At 61.4% G+C, this 18,652-nt stretch carries 16 protein-coding genes; 13 read left to right on the forward strand and 3 right to left on the reverse strand.

The annotated features are described in order from the left end of the window. Nucleotides 1-126: 126 nt before the first annotated feature. A complete protein-coding gene (locus tag IEX85_RS24200) occupies nucleotides 127-399 on the forward strand; it encodes a DUF934 domain-containing protein (protein ID WP_188857658.1) in 273 nt (90 codons plus the stop codon). On the opposite strand, the gene IEX85_RS01805 is transcribed toward IEX85_RS24200, so the two are convergent. The 3 genes from IEX85_RS01805 to IEX85_RS01815 are packed head-to-tail and all read right to left on the reverse strand — an operon-like array spanning nucleotide 365 to nucleotide 3,519. Beyond that, the gene (locus IEX85_RS01805) at nucleotides 365-1,399 is read right to left on the reverse strand and encodes a TRAP transporter substrate-binding protein (protein WP_188857660.1); all 1,035 of its coding nucleotides are present in this window, start codon (nucleotides 1,397-1,399) and stop codon (nucleotides 365-367) included. The genes IEX85_RS24200 and IEX85_RS01805 overlap by 35 nt on opposite strands. Before the next feature lie 51 nt (nucleotides 1,400-1,450). Then, nucleotides 1,451-2,524 carry a Rieske 2Fe-2S domain-containing protein gene (locus IEX85_RS01810; RefSeq protein WP_229721746.1) on the reverse strand — a complete coding sequence of 358 codons (1,074 nt, stop codon included), beginning with the start codon at nucleotides 2,522-2,524 and terminating at the stop codon, nucleotides 1,451-1,453. Nucleotides 2,525-2,562: 38 nt separating this feature from the next. Next, complete coding sequence (locus tag IEX85_RS01815) at nucleotides 2,563-3,519, reverse strand: PDR/VanB family oxidoreductase (protein ID WP_188857662.1); 957 nt, start codon at nucleotides 3,517-3,519, stop codon at nucleotides 2,563-2,565. Nucleotides 3,520-3,761: 242 nt separating this feature from the next. On the opposite strand from IEX85_RS01815, the gene IEX85_RS01820 reads away from it, so the two are divergent. The 12 genes from IEX85_RS01820 to IEX85_RS01875 all read left to right on the forward strand — a co-directional run bounded on the left by IEX85_RS01820 (nucleotide 3,762) and on the right by IEX85_RS01875 (nucleotide 18,648). Further along, the gene (locus IEX85_RS01820) at nucleotides 3,762-4,259 is read left to right on the forward strand and encodes a MarR family winged helix-turn-helix transcriptional regulator (RefSeq protein ID WP_188857664.1); all 498 of its coding nucleotides are present in this window, start codon (nucleotides 3,762-3,764) and stop codon (nucleotides 4,257-4,259) included. 198 nt (nucleotides 4,260-4,457) lie between these two features. Continuing rightward, nucleotides 4,458-5,591: an FAD-dependent oxidoreductase gene (locus IEX85_RS01825; RefSeq protein WP_188857666.1), complete on the forward strand. Its 1,134-nt coding sequence runs from the start codon at nucleotides 4,458-4,460 to the stop codon at nucleotides 5,589-5,591. 202 nt (nucleotides 5,592-5,793) lie between these two features. Beyond that, complete coding sequence (locus tag IEX85_RS01830) at nucleotides 5,794-7,560, forward strand: arylsulfatase (protein ID WP_188857668.1); 1,767 nt, start codon at nucleotides 5,794-5,796, stop codon at nucleotides 7,558-7,560. A gap of 331 nt (nucleotides 7,561-7,891) precedes the next feature. After that, a complete protein-coding gene (locus IEX85_RS01835) occupies nucleotides 7,892-9,553 on the forward strand; it encodes a DUF1302 domain-containing protein (RefSeq protein WP_188857669.1) in 1,662 nt (553 codons plus the stop codon). A gap of 12 nt (nucleotides 9,554-9,565) precedes the next feature. Further along, entirely contained in the window at nucleotides 9,566-10,942 is a 1,377-nt protein-coding gene (locus tag IEX85_RS01840) for a DUF1329 domain-containing protein (RefSeq protein ID WP_188857671.1), read from the forward strand. A 62-nt stretch (nucleotides 10,943-11,004) separates the two neighbouring features. After that, nucleotides 11,005-12,102: a WD40/YVTN/BNR-like repeat-containing protein gene (locus IEX85_RS01845; RefSeq protein WP_188857672.1), complete on the forward strand. Its 1,098-nt coding sequence runs from the start codon at nucleotides 11,005-11,007 to the stop codon at nucleotides 12,100-12,102. A 4-nt stretch (nucleotides 12,103-12,106) separates the two neighbouring features. Next, nucleotides 12,107-14,569: an efflux RND transporter permease subunit gene (locus IEX85_RS01850; protein WP_188857674.1), complete on the forward strand. Its 2,463-nt coding sequence runs from the start codon at nucleotides 12,107-12,109 to the stop codon at nucleotides 14,567-14,569. Between the two features lie 141 nt (nucleotides 14,570-14,710). After that, nucleotides 14,711-15,907 carry an MFS transporter gene (locus IEX85_RS01855; RefSeq protein WP_188857676.1) on the forward strand — a complete coding sequence of 399 codons (1,197 nt, stop codon included), beginning with the start codon at nucleotides 14,711-14,713 and terminating at the stop codon, nucleotides 15,905-15,907. 23 nt (nucleotides 15,908-15,930) lie between these two features. After that, nucleotides 15,931-16,122 carry a hypothetical protein gene (locus IEX85_RS01860; RefSeq protein ID WP_188857678.1) on the forward strand — a complete coding sequence of 64 codons (192 nt, stop codon included), beginning with the start codon at nucleotides 15,931-15,933 and terminating at the stop codon, nucleotides 16,120-16,122. A 14-nt stretch (nucleotides 16,123-16,136) separates the two neighbouring features. Then, nucleotides 16,137-16,709 carry a cupin domain-containing protein gene (locus tag IEX85_RS01865; RefSeq protein WP_188857680.1) on the forward strand — a complete coding sequence of 191 codons (573 nt, stop codon included), beginning with the start codon at nucleotides 16,137-16,139 and terminating at the stop codon, nucleotides 16,707-16,709. Beyond that, on the forward strand, nucleotides 16,706-17,695 hold the full coding sequence (locus IEX85_RS01870; RefSeq protein WP_188857688.1) for a fumarylacetoacetate hydrolase family protein: 990 nt from the start codon (nucleotides 16,706-16,708) through the stop codon (nucleotides 17,693-17,695). Before IEX85_RS01865 ends, IEX85_RS01870 begins: the two co-directional genes overlap by 4 nt. Continuing rightward, nucleotides 17,692-18,648: an NAD-dependent epimerase/dehydratase family protein gene (locus tag IEX85_RS01875; protein WP_188857691.1), complete on the forward strand. Its 957-nt coding sequence runs from the start codon at nucleotides 17,692-17,694 to the stop codon at nucleotides 18,646-18,648. The genes IEX85_RS01870 and IEX85_RS01875 overlap by 4 nt, the downstream gene beginning before the upstream one ends. The last annotated feature ends 4 nt before the right edge of the window (nucleotides 18,649-18,652 follow it).

The following is an 18,652-nucleotide window of genomic DNA, read 5'->3' on the forward strand; positions in this document are numbered from 1 at the left end:
GCCAGGATTGTGGAACGGTATCCCTGGAAAATCCAGGATGACCGCGACGCTACGGTGGCGGACAACCGTATTATGCCTCTGGCCTGTTGGTAGGCACTGACATATAGCGCCAAGGTCGGGGTGGCTGTGCTGCTCTATCCGGATGATGATCCCGAGTTCCTGCTTCCCTGGCTGGACCAGATTGAATTGATTGCTCTGATGTTTCCAAGCTTTCGAGGCGGCAGGGCATCTACACAGGCCGTAAAGTTGCGTTCGCGCCTCGGGTTCGAGGGAAATCTGCGAGCGGTCGGTGACGTATTGCGCGATCAATTGCAAACAGGCCCTGCCGTTGTCCGACAGGACACTTTTGTGTGTATCGGCGTCCTTAGAGGTTGCTGGCGGTCAGCGTTTCACAGCTGACGGTAAGTGCCTGCGCCCGGTCGTAGACGTGCTGTGCAGGCAGGGACTGCGCGCTCAGCTCGGCTATGTAACTTGCGACAACCCCGTCGAGGACCGGCTTCCAGAGCGGGTTCTGCGCCGGGTTGTCGACCTGGTGAAAGCTGTGTCCGTTATCGATCGCTTCCTGACGGGCCTGAGCATCCAGTTGGTCGAGCTTACGTCCCATCGCCGTCGCCCATGCCATACCGCTGTTGCTGTCGAGAATGGCTTTCAGGTCGTCCGGAAGCTTCTGATAGCTTGTGTTGTTCATCGTGGTGATAAACGAAAGCGTGTACAGGCTCAACGCGGTATGGTGCGAAAGCTGCTCGTTGAGGCGGAACTCTTTCATCGCCTGCCAGGGGAAGGCTACGCCGTCGATGACGCCGCGTTGAGCCGCCGTGTAGGTCTCCGGCGCCGGCATGCCGACAGGCTGTGCGCCCAGCGAGGTCAGCAGCTCTCCGACGACCGTGGTGGCGCGGCGGATGCGCAGGCCATTCATATCTTCTGGCGCCAGCACTGGCTTTTCCCGGGTGTGGATGTGCCCCGGACCATGCGCGAAAAAGAACAGCGGGTGCGTATCCTGATACTCGCGGCTGATCAGGTTTTCATCGTAGAGCCCCTGCAGCACACAGCTGGCATTTTCCGCTGTCTTGACGATGCCCGGCAGTTCGATGACCTGGGTGAGCGGGAAGCGTCCGGCGGTGTAACCCTGCGCGGTGACTGTGATGTCAGCAACACCGCTGACGGTCGCCGCGTAGCTTTGCGGCGCTTTGGCCAGTGTCTGCGCCGGGTAGATGTCGATCTTCAGACGTCCGTCTGAGGCTTCATGGACCGTTTTCGCCCAATCCTGGACCACTTCGTCGACACTGGAGCCTGCCGGCCAGAAATGGGCCAGGCGCAGCGAATGGGTTTCAGCCTGAGCGCTTCCCGCGACGAGGGAGGTGCTCAGAAGTATTGCTGAGAGCAGCGTATTTTTTTTCATAGTTATTTGGCGTCTTTATTATGGGTTACTCGGCAGCGATAAACCGGGGGCTCAGGCCCCGCGAAGCCTGTCGACGATCCGACGCGCCCGGTTGGGACCGACGTCGACATGGATGTCGATCATGGGCTTGTCCGGGAAGCGTTTCATGTTGGCGTACTGCGCCTCGATGACGACCTTGTCCTCGTCGAAAGTCATTGCGGTCTGCTCGATGACCAGCTTCATCGTTTCTTCAGGGTTGCTGACCGGATTGCTGGCCTGGGTCCAGAAATAGAAGCAGGTCTCATCGGTCTCGGGGGTCACCCCATGGAATCCGCGCAGATGGAAACCACCCCGGTTGGGATCGTCCAGGGACTCGGTATTGGCATCGACAGCGCCGGTCCAGATCTCGAGATGGGAAGGATGGAACACGATTTCCTGCCAACGGTCGACCTTGTCCTTGAACGGGTAGGCGGCGGTGTAGGTCGGAGGAGGAGTGGAACCCGGCATAAGGCGCAAAACGCGTACCGAATCGCCTTCGCTCTCGACTTTCATCTCCGCGTTCATATGGATCGAGGCGTTACCGCCGATGGTGCGCAGGTGAACGTAGCCGAGGTGGCTCAGATCCAGCAGGTTGTCATGAATGAGCTGGTAGGGCGCGTTGTAGTGATAGACATCCCCATCGTACCGGTAGCGTTCATCGCTGTGTACCTTGTATTCGGGTGGCTCGCAATTCGGTTCGGAACTGGCGTCGCTGCCCATCCAGATCCAGATGATCGAGTCCTGCTCCCGAACAGGGTAGGCGGAGACTTTCGCCTTGGACGGCACTTTCGCCTGACCCGGAACCTCGAGGCATTTTCCGCTGCCGTCGAACAGCAGTCCGTGATAACCGCATCGTACGCCACGTTCTTCAACAGTGCCCAGCGAGAGCGGAAGGTCACGATGGCAGCAGCGATCCTCGAGTGCGTGTATCTGGCCGTCCGGTGTCCGGTACATGACGACGGCACGGTTCAGCAGGGTACGCCCGAGCGGCTTGTCGGTCAGCTCCTTGCCGAGGGCGGCCACATACCACCTGTCCAGCGGGAAGGGCGTTGTTTCGACGTCCTGAGTCTTGGAGATGTCGGTCGGATCCATTAGTGAAACGGTCATGGTGAACCTCTTGTTTTTGTCTGGGTATAGTGGGGCGGTTACAGTTCGATGCTTAACGTGGCGGTCTGCGCCCGGGAACAGCAGGGTGTGAACTGGTCATTGGCCTGCTTTTCGGCGTCGGTCATGAATTGATCCCGATGATCGGGAGTACCATCCACCACCCGTGTCAGGCAGGCACCGCAGATGCCCTGTTCGCAGGACGAGTCCACGTCGACACCGGCTTCTTCCAGCACTTCGAGGGCGGACTTGTCGGCTGGTACCTGAAGCGTCTTGCCGGACCGGACCAGGTGAAGCTCGAACGGCCGGTCCTCTGCCGCAGTCTCGTCCGGCTTGGCACTGAAAACTTCCTTGTGCAGATTCTCGCCAGCCCACCCCAGTTTTCTGGCCGCATCGAAGATGTAGTCCATGAAACCGTTGGGCCCACAGGTATACAGGTGAACGTTTTTACCCGGCTGAGAAAGTGCTTTAGCGACCTCGGTCGATGAATCGCTCGACGAATCGTCGAAATGGAAGAATACCCGGGATTTAAAAGGGCTGTTGCGCAACTCCTCGTAAAAAGCGCTGCTGCTTTTTGAACGGGCGTGGTAATGCAGCTCGAAGCTTCGGCCCAGTCCATGAAGCACCTGGGCCATCGATAGCAGCGGCGTTATGCCAATGCCGCCGGCAAAAAGCAGCACATGCTGATTCTCCGCGTCGAGCGGAAAAAGATTGCGAGGTGCGGAAATCCTTATTCGGTCGCCTGCTGCGAACGTCTCGTGCAACTTGACGGAACCGCCGCGAGAGTTCGGGTCTTTCAGCACGGCAACCCGGTAAGCGCTTCTATCCTGGGGATGGTTGAACAGGGAATACTGACGCACTGTTTTCTCATCAATATGTACGTCGATATGAGAGCCCGCTTCGAAAGCAGGCAGTTCGGATCCATCGGTTGATACGAGTTCAAAACTCAGGATATCAGCTGTTTGGCTTTCTCTGCTTTTAATAATGACTTCCAGCATGCCATTGCCTTTGGAGTTGTTTTTCTAGCGTTTACCGAACTATAAAATTCATATAGTTGTGATGTCAACTAGATTTGTTGGGCATTTCCAAATGGTGATTTTCATATATTGAAATCAATGAGTTGATCTCGCCTTGGTTAGCCGGGCGGGGTGGGGGCCAAAGGCACGCGCTGGGCCGGAAGCCTTTCCTAACCTCTCCGCTATCGGTAGCATCGTGCTGTTACCAACAGGATGGCCATCGAATGAATACCTCCCGCTCCATATCTACGGATCGCAACAGCCTGGACCTCGAACGTTATGTGCCGGCACTTGTGACTTCTCTTGCCAACAAGCTATCCAGTGGAGCATCGGCGTGCTATCGCAAGCATTTCGGTGTAGGCGTCGTGGAGTGGAGGCTGCTGGCAATGCTGGCAGTCGAAACCAATATCACGGCAAACCGGATCTGTCAGGTGATCGGACTGGATAAGGCGGCTGTCAGTCGGTCGTTAAAACAACTGGAAGAGAGTGGCCACGTGCTATTTTCGAAGGATTTAGAGGACGGTCGTCGTGTCCTGGTTGCGTTGACGCCAGAGGGTAAATGCCTCCATGACAGGATTCTCAAGGTGGCGTTGCAGAGAGAGCGGTTGCTGTTAGGGGACTTTACCGACGAGGAGTGCGATGCGCTCGTGAATTTGCTGTTGCGGATGAATGCACGGGTCGGGTTGGTAAATTCCTATGATCCTGAACGCGCCGAGGCCTGAGGGACGATGTCTTGCCACTAAGGCCCCTGCGAACAAGTCCCCAAGGCTGTCAGTCTTGAAGTATCGCGCCGCACGATAAATGGAATCTCGATAAACAATTACTCAGATATGAGTCCGCTTTGTATGCTCGAACGATAACTGAGTCCGGCGTCTCTGCCGGGCGGTATCGTTGCACAACAAGAATTACAGGAGTTGTTGATGAGCACGGCGGTCAATAAGGTACTGGTAATCGGTGGCGGGTTTTCGGGGATGACGGCGGCGATCCAGCTACGCCGTCAGGGCATGGCGGTGGACCTGATCGAGATCGATCGCGACTGGCGTCCGCTCGGTGCGGGGATCAGCATCGCCGGTGCGACGCTGCGGGCGCTGGACAAACTGGGCATACTCGACGAGGTGGCGCGCGAGGGCTATCTGTCGGATAACTTCGATATCTATTCGCCGGAAGGGCAGTTTATCGCCCAGATGCCGGTACGACCCGCTGTAGCCGACAAACCGCTCAAAGGCGGCGGGGGGATCCTGCGCCCGGTACTGGCGAAAATTCTCGCCAAAGCGACACGCCAAGCGGGTGCCAATATTCACCTCGGCTGTTCCTTTGAGCGTATCGTGCCGCAAGGTGAGGAGGTTGAAATCCTGTTCACTGACGGTCGTATAGAAAGATACGACCTGGTCGTGGCCGCGGATGGTGTCCATTCCAGCGTGCGCAAGACGCTGTTCCCGGATATGCCGTCGCCAAAACCGATTCACCAGAGTGTGTGGCGGGCGGTGCTGCCGCGGCCTGCCGAGATCGTACGTCCCAGTCAGTGGCTCGGTCGCGTCAAGGTCGGGGTCAATCCGATTTCGCAAAGCCAGATGTACATGTTCATCACCGAAGATCGGGATTTCGACGAGTGGATCGAGCCCGAACGCTGGCCCGATGAAATGGCGCGGCTGGTACGGGAGTTTGAAGCACCGGTACTGAAAAAGCTGGTGGACGAACTGTATAAGCCGGAAGCCCGAATCGATTATCGCCCGCTCGCCAACCTGCTGGTGCCGCTGCCTTGGCACCGCGACCGCGTCGTGCTGATCGGCGATACCGTGCACGCGACCACGCCACATCTTGCTTCGGGTGCCTGTATCGGCATCGAAGACGCCATCGTGCTGGCCGAGGAGCTGGCGAATATCCCGGATCTGGAAGCGGCGCTGGCAAATTTCGAGCGCCGCCGCTGGGATCGCTGCCGCCTGGTGGTGGAGAACTCGGCGAGGCTCTGTGAAATCGAGAAAAGCGGCGGCGACAGGAATGAGCACGCTGCACTGATGCGCGCGTCGATGGAGGCGCTGGCGGAGCCTATCTGAACCCCATTTATTGGGTAATCGGCAACGGCAGGACGGTGCGGCCTGTCATGCAGATATGAACCCGGTAATACCTGAATCAGGGATGTTTCATGACTGGCCGCAGGCCGGTGCCAATGCCACTAAAGCCGGTTTTGGTGGTGTGACCGACGAATAAAGAAGGAGGTTGTTTGTCGGTCGGTTCAATAACAACGGGATAAATCAGATGCATAACTATAAAAAAATGCTGTTCCATGCGCTTTCAGCGGCGCTGTTGTCGGTCGTCGGGCCTGCAGAGTCGCTGTTGGCTTCCGAGACCCGGCCGAACATTCTGCTGATAGTGGCCGACGATCTGGGGTATTCGGATATCGGCGCTTACGGTGGCGAGATCAATACCCCAAATCTGGACGCCTTGGCCGGTTCCGGGCTGACCATGACGAACTTTCATGCCAATCCGTCCTGTTCGCCGACACGGGCGTCGCTGATGTCCGGAACGGATTCCCACCTTGCGGGCCTGGGCATCATGTACGAGATGCGTCACGGGGCCGCATCGCCGGAGCAGCTGGCCGCCGACGGTTACAAGGGCTACCTGCTCCCGGAGCTGGAGGCGTTTCCCACTAAACTGCGGCAGGCCGGCTACCATACCTATATGGTGGGCAAGTGGCACCTGGCCAATGTCCAGGGCGGACTGGCGCAGACGATTCCCGCAGCGCGCGGTTTCGAGCGCTCCTTTTCGCTGGTCCAGGGTGGTGCGAGCCATTACGGCGACAGCCTCGCGGCACTGCCGTCGCCGTTTCCGGTCGGCGCGCCGAGGCACAACCAGCACGCGTTGTACACGGAAGACTGGAATATCGGCACGGAGCTGCCCGCCGATTTTTATTCCACGACTTTTTACACCGACAAGCTGATCGAATACATCGAATCCGACAGCGCCGACGGTCAGCCGTTTTTCGCTTACGCCGCCTACACGGCCCCCCACTGGCCGTTGCAGCTGCCGCTCGAGGCGAAGGAGGAAGGCAGTGAATGGCAGCGCAAATTCCAGAGTTACCAGGCCCAGTACGAGGCTGGTTACGATGCGCTGATTCACCGCCGTCTGGCGAAGATGAAACGCCTCGGGATTATCGCCCGGGACGCGGAATATGATGACTGGGCGGAATATGGTCGCGGTAACGGCATTCCGGCCTGGAACAGCCTGAGTTCCGAAGAGCGTAAGCGCAAGGCGCGGGAGATGGCGGTTTATGCGGTGATGGTGGAATACATGGACTATCAGATCGGCAGACTGCTGGCCCGGGTGGACCAGGAAAATACAGTCGTCGTTTTCATGTCCGATAACGGTGCCGAAGCGACCTCTCCCCGGGCGTTATGGAACTCCATAGGCGTGCCTGCCGACTCCGGCAATGAGTATGAGAACCTGCTGCGGGACTCTGCGGGCACCGGCGATTACAACGGCTATGACAATCTGGGCTTTCCCGGCTCTTATTTTGCCTATGACCCGGGCTGGGCCCGCGTTTCCGGGCTGCCGCACCGCGGCTACAAGTCCATGACGAGCGAGGGCGGAATCAGCGTTCCGATGATTCTGAGTGGGCCTGGAGTGCGCAGTGATGGCGCGCTAAGCGGTGCCTTCGGTACCGTAATGGACCTGGCGCCCACCTTCTTGCAACTGGCACAGGCGGACAGTCCGGTCCAGGAGCTGCGCGGTGAGTCGATGCTGCCTTTCCTGGCCGGGGACCGGGACGCCATTCATGCCGCCGGATACGGCGTCGGCTGGGAGTTGCTGGGAGGCAAGGCCTATATCGAGGACGGCTACAAGCTGTTTGCGCTGGATCCGCGGCACGGAGGCGATGGCGTTAGCTGGTCGCTGTACGATCTGGTCAACGACAGAGCCGAGCAGCATGACCTGTTCTGGGATCCCGGCTACGCGGAGCGGGTCGAGCATTTGCTGCAACAGTACGAGCGCTATGCCGACGACACGGGAGTCGTGCCCTATCCCTGAACGGGCTCGCTGTTTGATTTCTTGATTACATCTCCGGCCCGCTCTGCGGGCCGCATTCGTTTCTGTCTTATTACCCCAGTCGTTATTCCGCACTCGGGAAGTAGCCATTCGCTCGTATCTGGAGGGGCAATGGCTTTGCTGCGGCTGAAATCGATGTATCTCCAAACGCGATAGATCGCATTCTTATAATCGATTAGTAAGAAACCTGGTTCCGCGGCACTCTTTTTAACCAGTGACTGGTCGCCCGGATCGGTATGCCTGGATGCATTCAGGCGCTATCCCGGTGAGCGATCTCAAGCTGCAATTAAAAACAATAACGAGGTTCAGTTAAATGACCTATATCAAGACTGCCGCAAGGCGGTGTCCGCCTTTTCCGCTTACGCTGGCTGCCGCTCTGGTGTTGGGTGCGCCTGTCGCTCAGGCCTTTCAGATCGAAACCGGCGTTGACGATCTGCGCCTTCGCTGGGACAACACCGTCAAGTACAGCGCCGCCTTTCGTCTCGAGGATCAGAGCGCGAAGCTTACCGAAGGTCCCGTGGCACTGAACCAGGACGACGGTGATCGCAACTTCGACAAGGGACTGATCTCGAATCGCTTCGATATTCTGTCGGAACTCGATATCGGCTACCGGGATGTCGGTGCCCGTATCAGCGGAGCAGGCTGGTACGACGCCGAGTATCAGAATGGAACCGATGCCTCGGACCCTTCCCGTGCCAACGCGCGTTCGGTGGCTTTCGACGAGTTCACCGACGATACACGCCACCTGCACGGCGGCGATATCGAGCTGCTGGATGCCTTCGTGTACTGGAACGGCATGCTCGGCGATCACGCGACCTCGCTTCGCCTCGGACAGCACGGCCTTGTCTGGGGTGAGAGCCTGTTCTTCGGTGCCAACGCCATCGCCGGCGGTATGGCGCCGATCGACGTGGTCAAGGCGCTGTCGGTACCCAATACCCAGTTCAAGGAACTGATCCGTCCGGTCAACCAGCTCTCCGGTACACTGCAGCTGACCGACGAGCTGTCGCTGGGCGCCTTCTACCAGTTCGAGTGGGAAGAGACCCGCCTGCCCGGCTCCGGCAGTTATTTCTCGATCAGCGATACCATCGGCGAGGGTAACGAGCGCCTGATCACCGGCGGACCCTTCCCGAGTGGCAATCCGGCGGCCTTTTTCCACGGCAGCGATATCGAGGCCGACGACTCGGGGCAGGGCGGTATCCAGCTGCGTTATGCTGCCGACACCGTCGATTACGGCCTCTACGCGCTGCAGTACCACGACAAGTCGCCCAAGCTTTACCTCCAGCCGAGTACGACCGGGCCGGACTTCGCTAGCGGACAGGTGGGCGAATACCAGTGGGTCTATCCGGAGAAAATCCGCACCCTGGGCGCCAGCTTCATCACCTCCATCGGCAAGTACAGTATCGCCGGCGAGGGCTCGCTGCGCTGGAATATGCCGCTGATATCCAATGCCGGCATCGTGACACCGGTCACGCCCGGCGATAACGACGACAATCCGCTTTATGCAGTCGGGCGTACCGCACACGCCAACCTCAACGTGCTGGCAACGCTGGGACCGTCATTCATCTCCGAGGAAGCGAGCCTGGTCGGCGAAATCGCCTGGCACCACCTGCTGGAGGTCACCGACAACGAGTCGGCACAGGATCCGAATGCGGGCGACACCGGGCTGGGGATCAAGCTGGTCTATACCCCGACTTACCGCCAGGTATTACCGGGCCTTGATCTGAGCGTACCGATGGGCATCAGTTACTTCCCGATGGGCAACTCGCCGGTGGTACCGAATTTTGGCCCGGACAACGGCGGCGACATGAACATCGGCCTCACCGGCGTCTATCTGGACCGGGTCACCATGGGACTGAGCTACACCCACTACTACGGCGCCGAAAACACCAACCTCGATGGCAACAGCCACTTCAACTATCAGCAGTCGCTGAAAGACCGCGATTACATCTCGTTTTTCGTCAGGACCACCTTTTAAGAGGGCTTGAACATGATAAATACAACCAAGCTAAAACCACTTTTCGTCGCCACCTTCGGTGTCTGTGCACTGAGCGCCCAGTTGAGTCTGGCGGCGGTCTCGGCGGATGAGGCGGCCAAGCTCGGAAGCAGTCTGACCCCCCTCGGTGCCGAGCGCGCCGGCAATGCCGATGGCAGTATTCCGGCCTGGGACGGCGGCTTTACCGAAGTCAGCGAACGTACCCTCAGGGACGGCAAACGCCTGGATCCGTTCGCAGACGACAAGCCGCTTTACAGCGTCACCGCCGCGAACATGGCCGAGTATGCCGACAAGCTGACCGACGGTGTCAAGGCGATGCTCGAGCGTTATCCCGACAGCTACCGCATCGACGTCTATCCGACGCGCCGCAGCGCCGCGGCGCCGCAGTGGGTCTACGATAACACCGCCAGAAACGCCATCCGCGCAAAGCTGACCGACAGCAGTGCCGGGCCTATCCCGGACGGTGCCTATGGCGGCATCCCTTTCCCCATCCCGCAAGATGCCAATGAGGTGATGTGGAACCATCTGCTCAACTGGCGCGGCACCTCGATCGCCATGGACTGGAAGCATTACCTGGTGACTGCCGAAGGGCAACAGGTCATGACCACTGACGGCGAAGCCATTCAGGAAATGCCCTATTACTACCAGGACGGTTCAGCTGAGGATTTCGGCGGCGACTACTGGCTGTTTCATCTGCTCAACATCGGACCGCCGCTGCGTGCCGGCGAGCAGATCATGGGTCGCACGAACCTCAACGGTGACAAGTCCAAGGCCCACGTCTACCTCACCGGGCAGCGGCGGGTGCGCAAGCTGCCGAACGCCTGCTGCGATACGCCGACGCCCGCCACGGCCGGGGTCATGAGCTTCGACGAGCTGAGCGTCTTCTCCGGCCGCCTGGATCGCTTCGACTGGACGCTGGTGGGCAAGCAGGAAATGCTGGTGCCCTACAACACCAACAAGGTCCAGACTCTTGACTCGGCGGAGCAGGTGCTGGGCGAGCATCATCTGAATCCGGACCAGGTGCGCTGGGAACTGCATCGCGTCTGGGTGGTGGAAGCAAACCTCGCCGACGGCAAGCGGCATCAGTTGCCGAAGTCGCGCTACTACATCGACGAGGACACCTGGATCGCGCTGCTTGGCGACCGCTGGGATGCCAAGGGGCAGCTGGCCAAGACGCTCTGGGCGTTGCCGGCCGCACTGCCTGACCTGCCGGCGCAGGCCACCCTGTCCGCCGGTTTCTACGATCTGACCTCCGGCGCCTGGTTCATCCAGAATCTCTACGCCGGTGAGTCCGAGCAGTACGAGCTCGTCGATCGCTACCGCTCGTCCGACTTCTCGCCGGCCATGATGGCCGGGCGCGGTGTGCGCTGAGGCACCGTTGGGGAGGGGCTCCGTCCCCTCCCGCTCACCGCACTCCTGACTCGAGGTTAATCATGAAGTTTCTTTATCGGGCGAGCAGCCTTCTGCTCGCGCTTTGTCTGCCCGTGGTCGCGGCCCAGGTCCAGGCCGTCAGGTCGGATACCGTCGGCAAGGTGCTCGAGACGCCGGCAATGGCAGTGCCACAACTCGAATCCGCAGTCTTTATCGAACTGGCCCGGGCAGGGGACAGGCTGGTCGCTGTCGGCGAGCGTGGTCTGATCGCGCTGTCCGACGACCAGGGCGAGAGCTGGCGCCAGGCTTCGGTACCGGTGTCCGTGTCCCTGACGGCGGTTCAGTTCATCGATGCCGATCATGGATGGGCGGTGGGGCACGGAGGCGTCGTGCTGGCGACGCAGGATGGTGGCGAGCATTGGCAGGTCCGGCTGACCGGCATCGAGGCGGCTCGGCTGGAGCTCGATGCCGCCCGCGCCGCCCAGCCGGGTGCGACCGATACCCGCGCTGCCGATCTGCGTGTGCAGTTGGCCGAGCGTCTGCTGGCCGAGGGGCCGGACAAGCCGTTTCTCGCGCTGCATTTCAGCGACGCCGGGCATGGCCTGGTGGTCGGAGCCTTCGGGCTTGCCTTCCGTACCGAGGATGGCGGACACAGCTGGCGCTCGGCGGTCGGACAGATCGAGAACCCCTACGGTATGCATATCTACGCCATCGCCCGCGAGGGCCATACCTGGTACCTGGGCGGAGAGCAGGGGTTCCTCGCACGCGCCGATAACGGTCGTGATTTTCGCCAGCTCGAAAGCCCCTACGAGGGAACCTATTTCACGCTTCAGGCCCGCGCCGGCGGCGGTCTGTTGCTGGCGGGCATGAAAGGGCACGCCTTCGTCTCCAGCGACCGCGGCGAGTCATTCGCGCCGCTGGCGTCGCGGGCCGGAGCCTCGTTCAGCGACAGTATCGCGCTGCCTGGCGGCGATGCCCTGCTGTCGAATCAGGCCGGCATGCTTTTTCGACTAACCGCGGCAGGGCACCTCGCGCCCTTCGCACAGCCGCTGCGGCGCCCGGTGTCGGGCCTGACCCAAGCACCTGACGGTGGACTGGTGTTCGCGGGTTTCACGGGTCTGTTCCGCCTGGCACCAAACGACATCACCGCTTCGGAGTGACGCTATGACCTCCCGCAACATCAATTCGGAATCGCCGGCGAACAGGTCGCTGGCCGAATTCGACCGAAAATCGGGCAACCGTCTCGAGCGCTTGCTGTTCAACCACCGTCCGGCGGTACTGCTGCTGTGCTTGCTGGCGACGATCTTGCTCGGAGTCCAGGCCACGAAGGTCGAGCTCAAGGCCAGCTTCGAGAAAATGATCCCGACGCAGCACCCTTATATCTTCAATTACCTCGAGCATCAGCAGGAACTGTCGGGCCTCGGCAATGCGCTGCGTATCGCGGTTGCCAACCGTAATGGCGATATTTACGATGCCCACTATCTGCAGATGCTGCAGCAACTGAGCGATCAGATCTATCTGCTGCCGGGCATCGACCGTGCCTATATGAAGTCGCTCTGGACGCCGGCGACGCGCTGGACCGCCGTCACCGAGGACGGGCTCGACGGCGGACCGGTGATACCGGACGACTACGACGGCAGTGAGCGGTCGCTGGGCGAGCTGCGCCGCAACGTGCAGCTGTCCAACGAAATCGGGCAGTTGGTGGCATTCGATCAGCGCTCCAGCATCATCTATGTACCGCTTCTGACCCGCACCATCGATGGCGACGCAATCGACTACAACGCACTGTCGCAGGAACTCGAGTCGCTGCGCGCACGCTATGCCGGCGATTCGATCGACATTCATATCACCGGCTTCGCGAAAAAGGTCGGTGACCTGATCGACGGCCTGCAGCAGATCCTGCTGTTCTTCGCGCTGGCAATCGTTATTACCGGCGGGGTGCTGTTCGCCTATACCCGCTGTCTGCGCAGCACGCTGCTGGTTGTGTGCTGCTCGTTGGTCGCGGTGGTCTGGCAACTGGGCCTGCTGCCATTGCTCGGCTACCACCTCGATCCCTATTCGGTGCTGGTGCCGTTCCTGGTGTTCGCGATCGGCATGAGCCACGGTGCCCAGAAAATGAACGGCATCATGCAGGACATCGGTCGTGGTCTTCACAAGCTGGTTGCAGCGCGCCACACCTTCCGGCGCCTGTTCATGGCCGGCGTCATGGCGTTGCTCAGCGATGCCGTCGGCTTTGCGGTGCTGATGTTTATCGAGATACCGGTCATCCAGGACCTGGCGATTGCCGCCAGTGTCGGCGTAGCGGTTCTGATCGTCACCAATCTGATCCTGCTGCCCGTGCTGCTGTCTTACCTCGGCATCAGCGCAACTGCCGCGCAGCGCAGTTTGCAGGATCTGCGAGAAGGGCAGACACCGACGGATGGCATGGAGCGGCATCGGGTCTGGCGTCTGCTGGACGGCTTTACCCGCCAACGCTGGGCCACCGCCTGTATCGCCGTAGCGGCCTTGCTGGCGGTCGGCGGCCACCTGGTGGGTGGCAACCTGAAGATCGGCGATCTGGATCCGGGCGCTCCGGAGCTGCGCTCGGATTCCCGCTACAACCTCGACGACGCCTTCATGAACGCCCATTACGGCGCCAGCAGCGATGTATTCGCCGTCATGGTAACTGCGCCGACCGGAGAATGCGCCCGCTACGACATCCTGCGCAAGGTGGATGCGCTCGACTGGCAACTGCGAACCCTGCCGGGCGTCGATTCGACCAACTCGCTGGCGTTGCTCAACCGTCGCATGCTGGTGGGCCTGTCCGAAGGCAGCCCGAAGTGGTACCACCTGCAGCCCAATCAGGCAATGCTGAACATGGTCACCGCCGCCGCGCCGCGCGGGCTCTACAACGAAACCTGCAGTCTGCTGACGCTCTATGTCTATCTGGCCGATCACAAGGCTGAAACCCTGACCGGTCTGGTCGAGCACGTGGAGGCATTTGCCGCTGCCAACAACACGAACGACGTCCAGTTCATGCTGGCCGCCGGCAACGCCGGCATTGAAGCGGCCACCAACATCGTGGTCGATGAATCCAACCAGAAGATGCTGTACTGGGTCTACGCGGTGGTGATCCTGCTGTGCCTCATCACCTTCCGCTCCTGGCGAGCGACGCTCTGTGCCGTACTGCCGCTGATGCTGACCTCCATTCTCTGCGAAGCGCTGATGGTTGCGCTCGGCATCGGCGTCAAGGTCGCGACACTGCCGGTCATCGCCCTGGGTGTCGGCATCGGCGTCGACTATGCACTCTACGTCATGAGTATGCTGCTGGCGTTTCGTCGCAACGGTTCCAGTCTGTCCGAGGCCTATTACCAGGCGCTGGTCTCGACCGGCAAGGTGGTGATGCTGACCGGCGTTACCCTGGCGATCGGTGTCGTCACCTGGCTGTTCTCGCCGATCAAATTTCAGGCCGACATGGGCATCCTGCTGGCGTTCATGTTCGTCTGGAACATGCTCGGTGCTCTGATTCTGCTGCCGGCACTGGCGCATTTTCTGCTGCCGGAGGTGCGTCCTCTTAGCAGTCCGAAGGCAACGGGAGACGCTGCGTCGACTGACGACCTGTCCTCAGGTGCCACACAGCCTGGCTGAAACATCGCCACACCGAACCCACTTATTCCAAGAACAAGAGGTACCCCACCATGGGAACACCGATATCGCTAGTGCTGCATTCCAGGCTGCCGGAGGGCACCAGCCCCGAACCGCAGATCAGGTTCGTGCGGGAGAATAAAGATGTTTGCTGAACGTCGGGCGGGCCTGCCGCAGTCACTGCTGTTGCTATCGGGAAGCTGCCTGCCGGTACTGGGTGCGGTGCTGATCGCGCCGGTGCTGCCACGAATGCAGGCGCACTTCGCGGATGTCGCAGGCGTCGAGGTGCTGGTGCCGATCGTACTGACGATCCCGGCGCTGGTGATCGCGCTGCTGGCGCCGCTTGCCGGGATGATCGCCGACCGGCTCGGACGGCGGCCGCTGTTGCTGCTGTCGATGCTGCTTTACGGCATCTGCGGGCTGGCGCCGTTCTGGCTGGATTCGCTGCCGGCCATCCTTGCCAGCCGGGCAGGCCTCGGGCTGGCCGAGGCGGGGATCATGACCTGCTGCACCACGCTGATGGGCGACTACTTCAGCGGCGCGCAACGACACCGGTTGTTCGCACTGCAGATGGTCGCGACCTCGCTGTCCGCGGCGATTTTCATCGCCCTGGGCGGAGCCCTGGGCCAGAACGACTGGCGCCTGCCGTTCGCGCTCTACGCCGCGGGCTTCGTTTTCCTGCCGCTGATGGCGCTGCTGCTGTGGGAGCCGGCCAGGCATGAGCCCTGCCATCAGGCGCTTTCGCGCGGCGACTTTCCCTGGCGCCGGTTGCTGCCACTTTATGTCCTGACGCTGATGGCGGGGATCAGTCTGTTCATTGTCCCGGTGCAGGCGGGCTACCTGCTCAACCTGCTGCAGGTGGAGGCACCGCGGGATATCGGGCTCACCATGGGCGCGAACCAGTTCGGCGTGCTGGTCGGGGCCCTGAGCTTTCGCCGGCTGTCTCACCTGCGCCGTTCTGTACTGTTGCTGCTGGCCTTCGGCACGGCGGGCACGGGCGGATTGCTGATGGCGTTCTCGACAAGCCATGGCATGGTCACGATCGCCGTGCTGATCAATGGCCTGGGCATCGGCCTGATGTTGCCGACGCTTATCACCCAGGTCATGGCGCAGGTCGACTACGAACATCGGGGACGCGCCACCGGTGGTTTCACGGCCGCGCTGTTCGCCGGGGAGTTCATGAGTCCGCTGGTGGTGCTGGCGCTGACCGGCGCCTCGGGGAGCGACCTGTCGTTGGCGCTGGCGATCGTCGGCTTGGCACAGCTGCTGGTCGCTGGCATCTGCGCGGTTCTGTTCCGCGGCACCGGTTCTGTGCCGAGCGCAGAAGCCGGAGCAGCATAACCAGACAGGGAGCTGATCACCCGATGGCAGATCCGGCGTTTGGTCTTGCCAGCAAGAGCGCGCTTATAGCCGGCGCCACCCCTGGTATCGGGCTGGCAATTGCTCGTGAATACGGGGCTGCCGGGGCGCGACTGCTTGCCGCGCCGGGTGGAGGCTTCACCGCTGGAGAAAATATCGTCGTCGATGGTGGCACCACCATCGGCGATGGCAACTGAGAGGATATTCGATCGTGCAGGAATTACCTGGATTCAAGCGTGTCGTGACGGGGCACAATGCCGACGGCAAAGCCGTGGTTGCGATGCATGGGCCGACACCCAATAACTTTCCGCTGAAGGCGGTGCCCGGCACTGTGTTTTACGAGGTCTGGAACAGCGCCGGCAGCCCGGCGCTGCTCGATAACGGAGATGATCCGACCGCCAGGGACTTGCAGCTCAGTCCGGAGGCGCTGGGCAGCGTGATCCGCGTCGTGGATATCCCGCCGGACAGCATTCAAAACCAGGTCAGCGCGGAAGACGCGGCAGCCGCGTTCGACGAAATCGGCGAAGGGCATGCCGGTACCGGCAACGCCGACTCGAAGCACAAGTTGATGCACCGCACCGAAACCCTGGACTACGGCATCGTCACCGAGGGCGAGGTCTGGCTGGTGCTGGACGACGACGAAGTCCACCTCAGGCGTGGCGATATCGTCGTGCAGCGCGGCACCAACCATGCCTGGAGCAACCGCACCGCGGAGATGGCGCGGATGGTGTTCATTTTGCTCGACGGCCGTTTCGCCCCGGAACTGACAGGAGAATCCGCATGAAGTTCGCATCACTGAAAGAGGGCGGGCGCGACGGCCGTCTGGTACTGGTCTCCCGCGATCTGACCCGCGCGGTCGACGCCAGCGACATCGCGCCGACGCTGCTGGCGGCGGTCGAGGCCTGGGAGGAGGTCGAGGCTGAGCTCGAACAGCGCTATCAGGCGCTCAATCGCGGGGAACTGGACAGTGCCTTTGCGTTCGCTCCGGAGCGGACGCTGGCACCGCTGCCGCGCACCTGGCAATGGCTGGACGGGTCGCTGTTTCTCAGTCATGGCGAGCGTATGCAGAAGGCCTTCAACCTGGATCCGATAGACGGCGCCGACCGCATTCCGCTGGCCTACCAGGGCGCGGGCGACGACTTCATCGGCCCGCGCGACCCGGTCGCGCTGCCCAGCGAGGCCGATGGCATCGACTTTGAAGGTGAGTTCGCCGTGATCGTCGACGAGGTGCCCCTCGGCTGCACGGCCGCAGCGGCGTTGGCGCACGTACGGCTGATCGTTCAGCTCAATGACGTCAGCCTGCGGGCGCTTGCGCCGAGGGAAATGGTTACCGGTTTCGGCTTCGTGCAGGCCAAGCCGTCGAGCGCCTTTGCACCGGTTGCGGTCACGCCGGACGAACTCGGCGACGCCTGGCGCGACGGGCGGGTGCAGCTGCCGCTGCAGGTGGAGTGGAACGGTGAGCGGTTCGGCAATCCGTTTGCCGGCGAGATGCACTTCGGTTTTCACCAACTGATTGAGCACTGTGCCCGGACCCGGCGCCTGAGCGCCGGCAGCCTGCTCGGTTCCGGCACCGTATCCAATGCGAATCCCGACGTCGGTGCGGCCTGCATCAGCGAGCGTCGTGCGGTCGAAATGATCGAATTCGGCGAGCCGCGCACGAGCTACATGCGTTTCGGCGATCGGGTCCGGATGGAGGTGCTTGGCCCTGACGGAGGTTCGATTTTCGGCGCAATCGATCAGCAGATCGTGCAGGCGGGAGGTACCTCATGAGGGTTCTTGTGACCGGCGCCGGCGGCTTTCTCGGTCGCCAGCTGGTATCCCGGCTGCTCGGGAGGGGGACGCTGCGCAACCAGTCCATCGAACGGCTGTTGTTGCTGGACAGGCATTTCGAAGCAATACCCGGCGACCGGCGCTTACGGCTGTTCCCGGGTTCGATCACCGATCCGGCGCTGCTGCGCCGCGTGCTGGCCGATGGCGTCGATGTGGTTTTCCATCTGGCCTCGGTGCCCGGTGGCGCCGCCGAAGCCGATTATGAACAGGGCCGCGACGTCAACCTGCTCGCCAGCATCGAACTGCTGGAGCAGTTACGCAACCGCCAGCATCCGCCGGTGGTGGTGTTTGCCAGCAGCGTCGCCGTCTATGGCGGCAAGCTGGTGCCGCTGATGGACGAATCGGTACCACCGCGACCGGCGCTTTCCTATGGCAGCCATAAACGGATGATCGAATTGATGCTGGAGGATCTGACGCGTCGTGGCGAGATCGATGCCCGCTCGCTGCGCCTGCCCGGTATCGTGGCCCGGCCGCCGCAGCCCAACGGACTGCGGTCGGCATTCATGAGCGATCTGATGCATGCTTTCGCCGAAGGGCGCCGGTACCGTTGTCCGGTGTCGCCGCAGGCAACCGCCTGGTGGATGTCGGCGCAGTGCTGCGTCGACAACCTGCTGCATGCAGCCGAGCTGACGCCCGACACGGGGCGACGGGTCTGGCAGCTACCGGTACTGCACCTGAGCATCGCCCAGGTGGTGGATGCGCTGGCCGAGGTGTTCGGCGATGAGTACCGGGCGCTGATTTCCTTCGAGCCCGATCCGGAGCTGGAAACGCTGTTCGGGCGTTTTCCGCCGCTGGATACGCCCGCCGCCAGTGCGCTTGGCTTTCGCCACGACGGCTCGGCCCGGGCGCTGATCAGACAGTCATTTGAACTGATGCCCGCGCTGGCATCCTGACTCC

The sequence above is a fragment of the Marinobacterium nitratireducens genome (genome assembly GCF_014645375.1).
Taxonomy (GTDB): Bacteria; Pseudomonadota; Gammaproteobacteria; order Pseudomonadales; family Balneatricaceae; genus Marinobacterium_A; species Marinobacterium_A nitratireducens.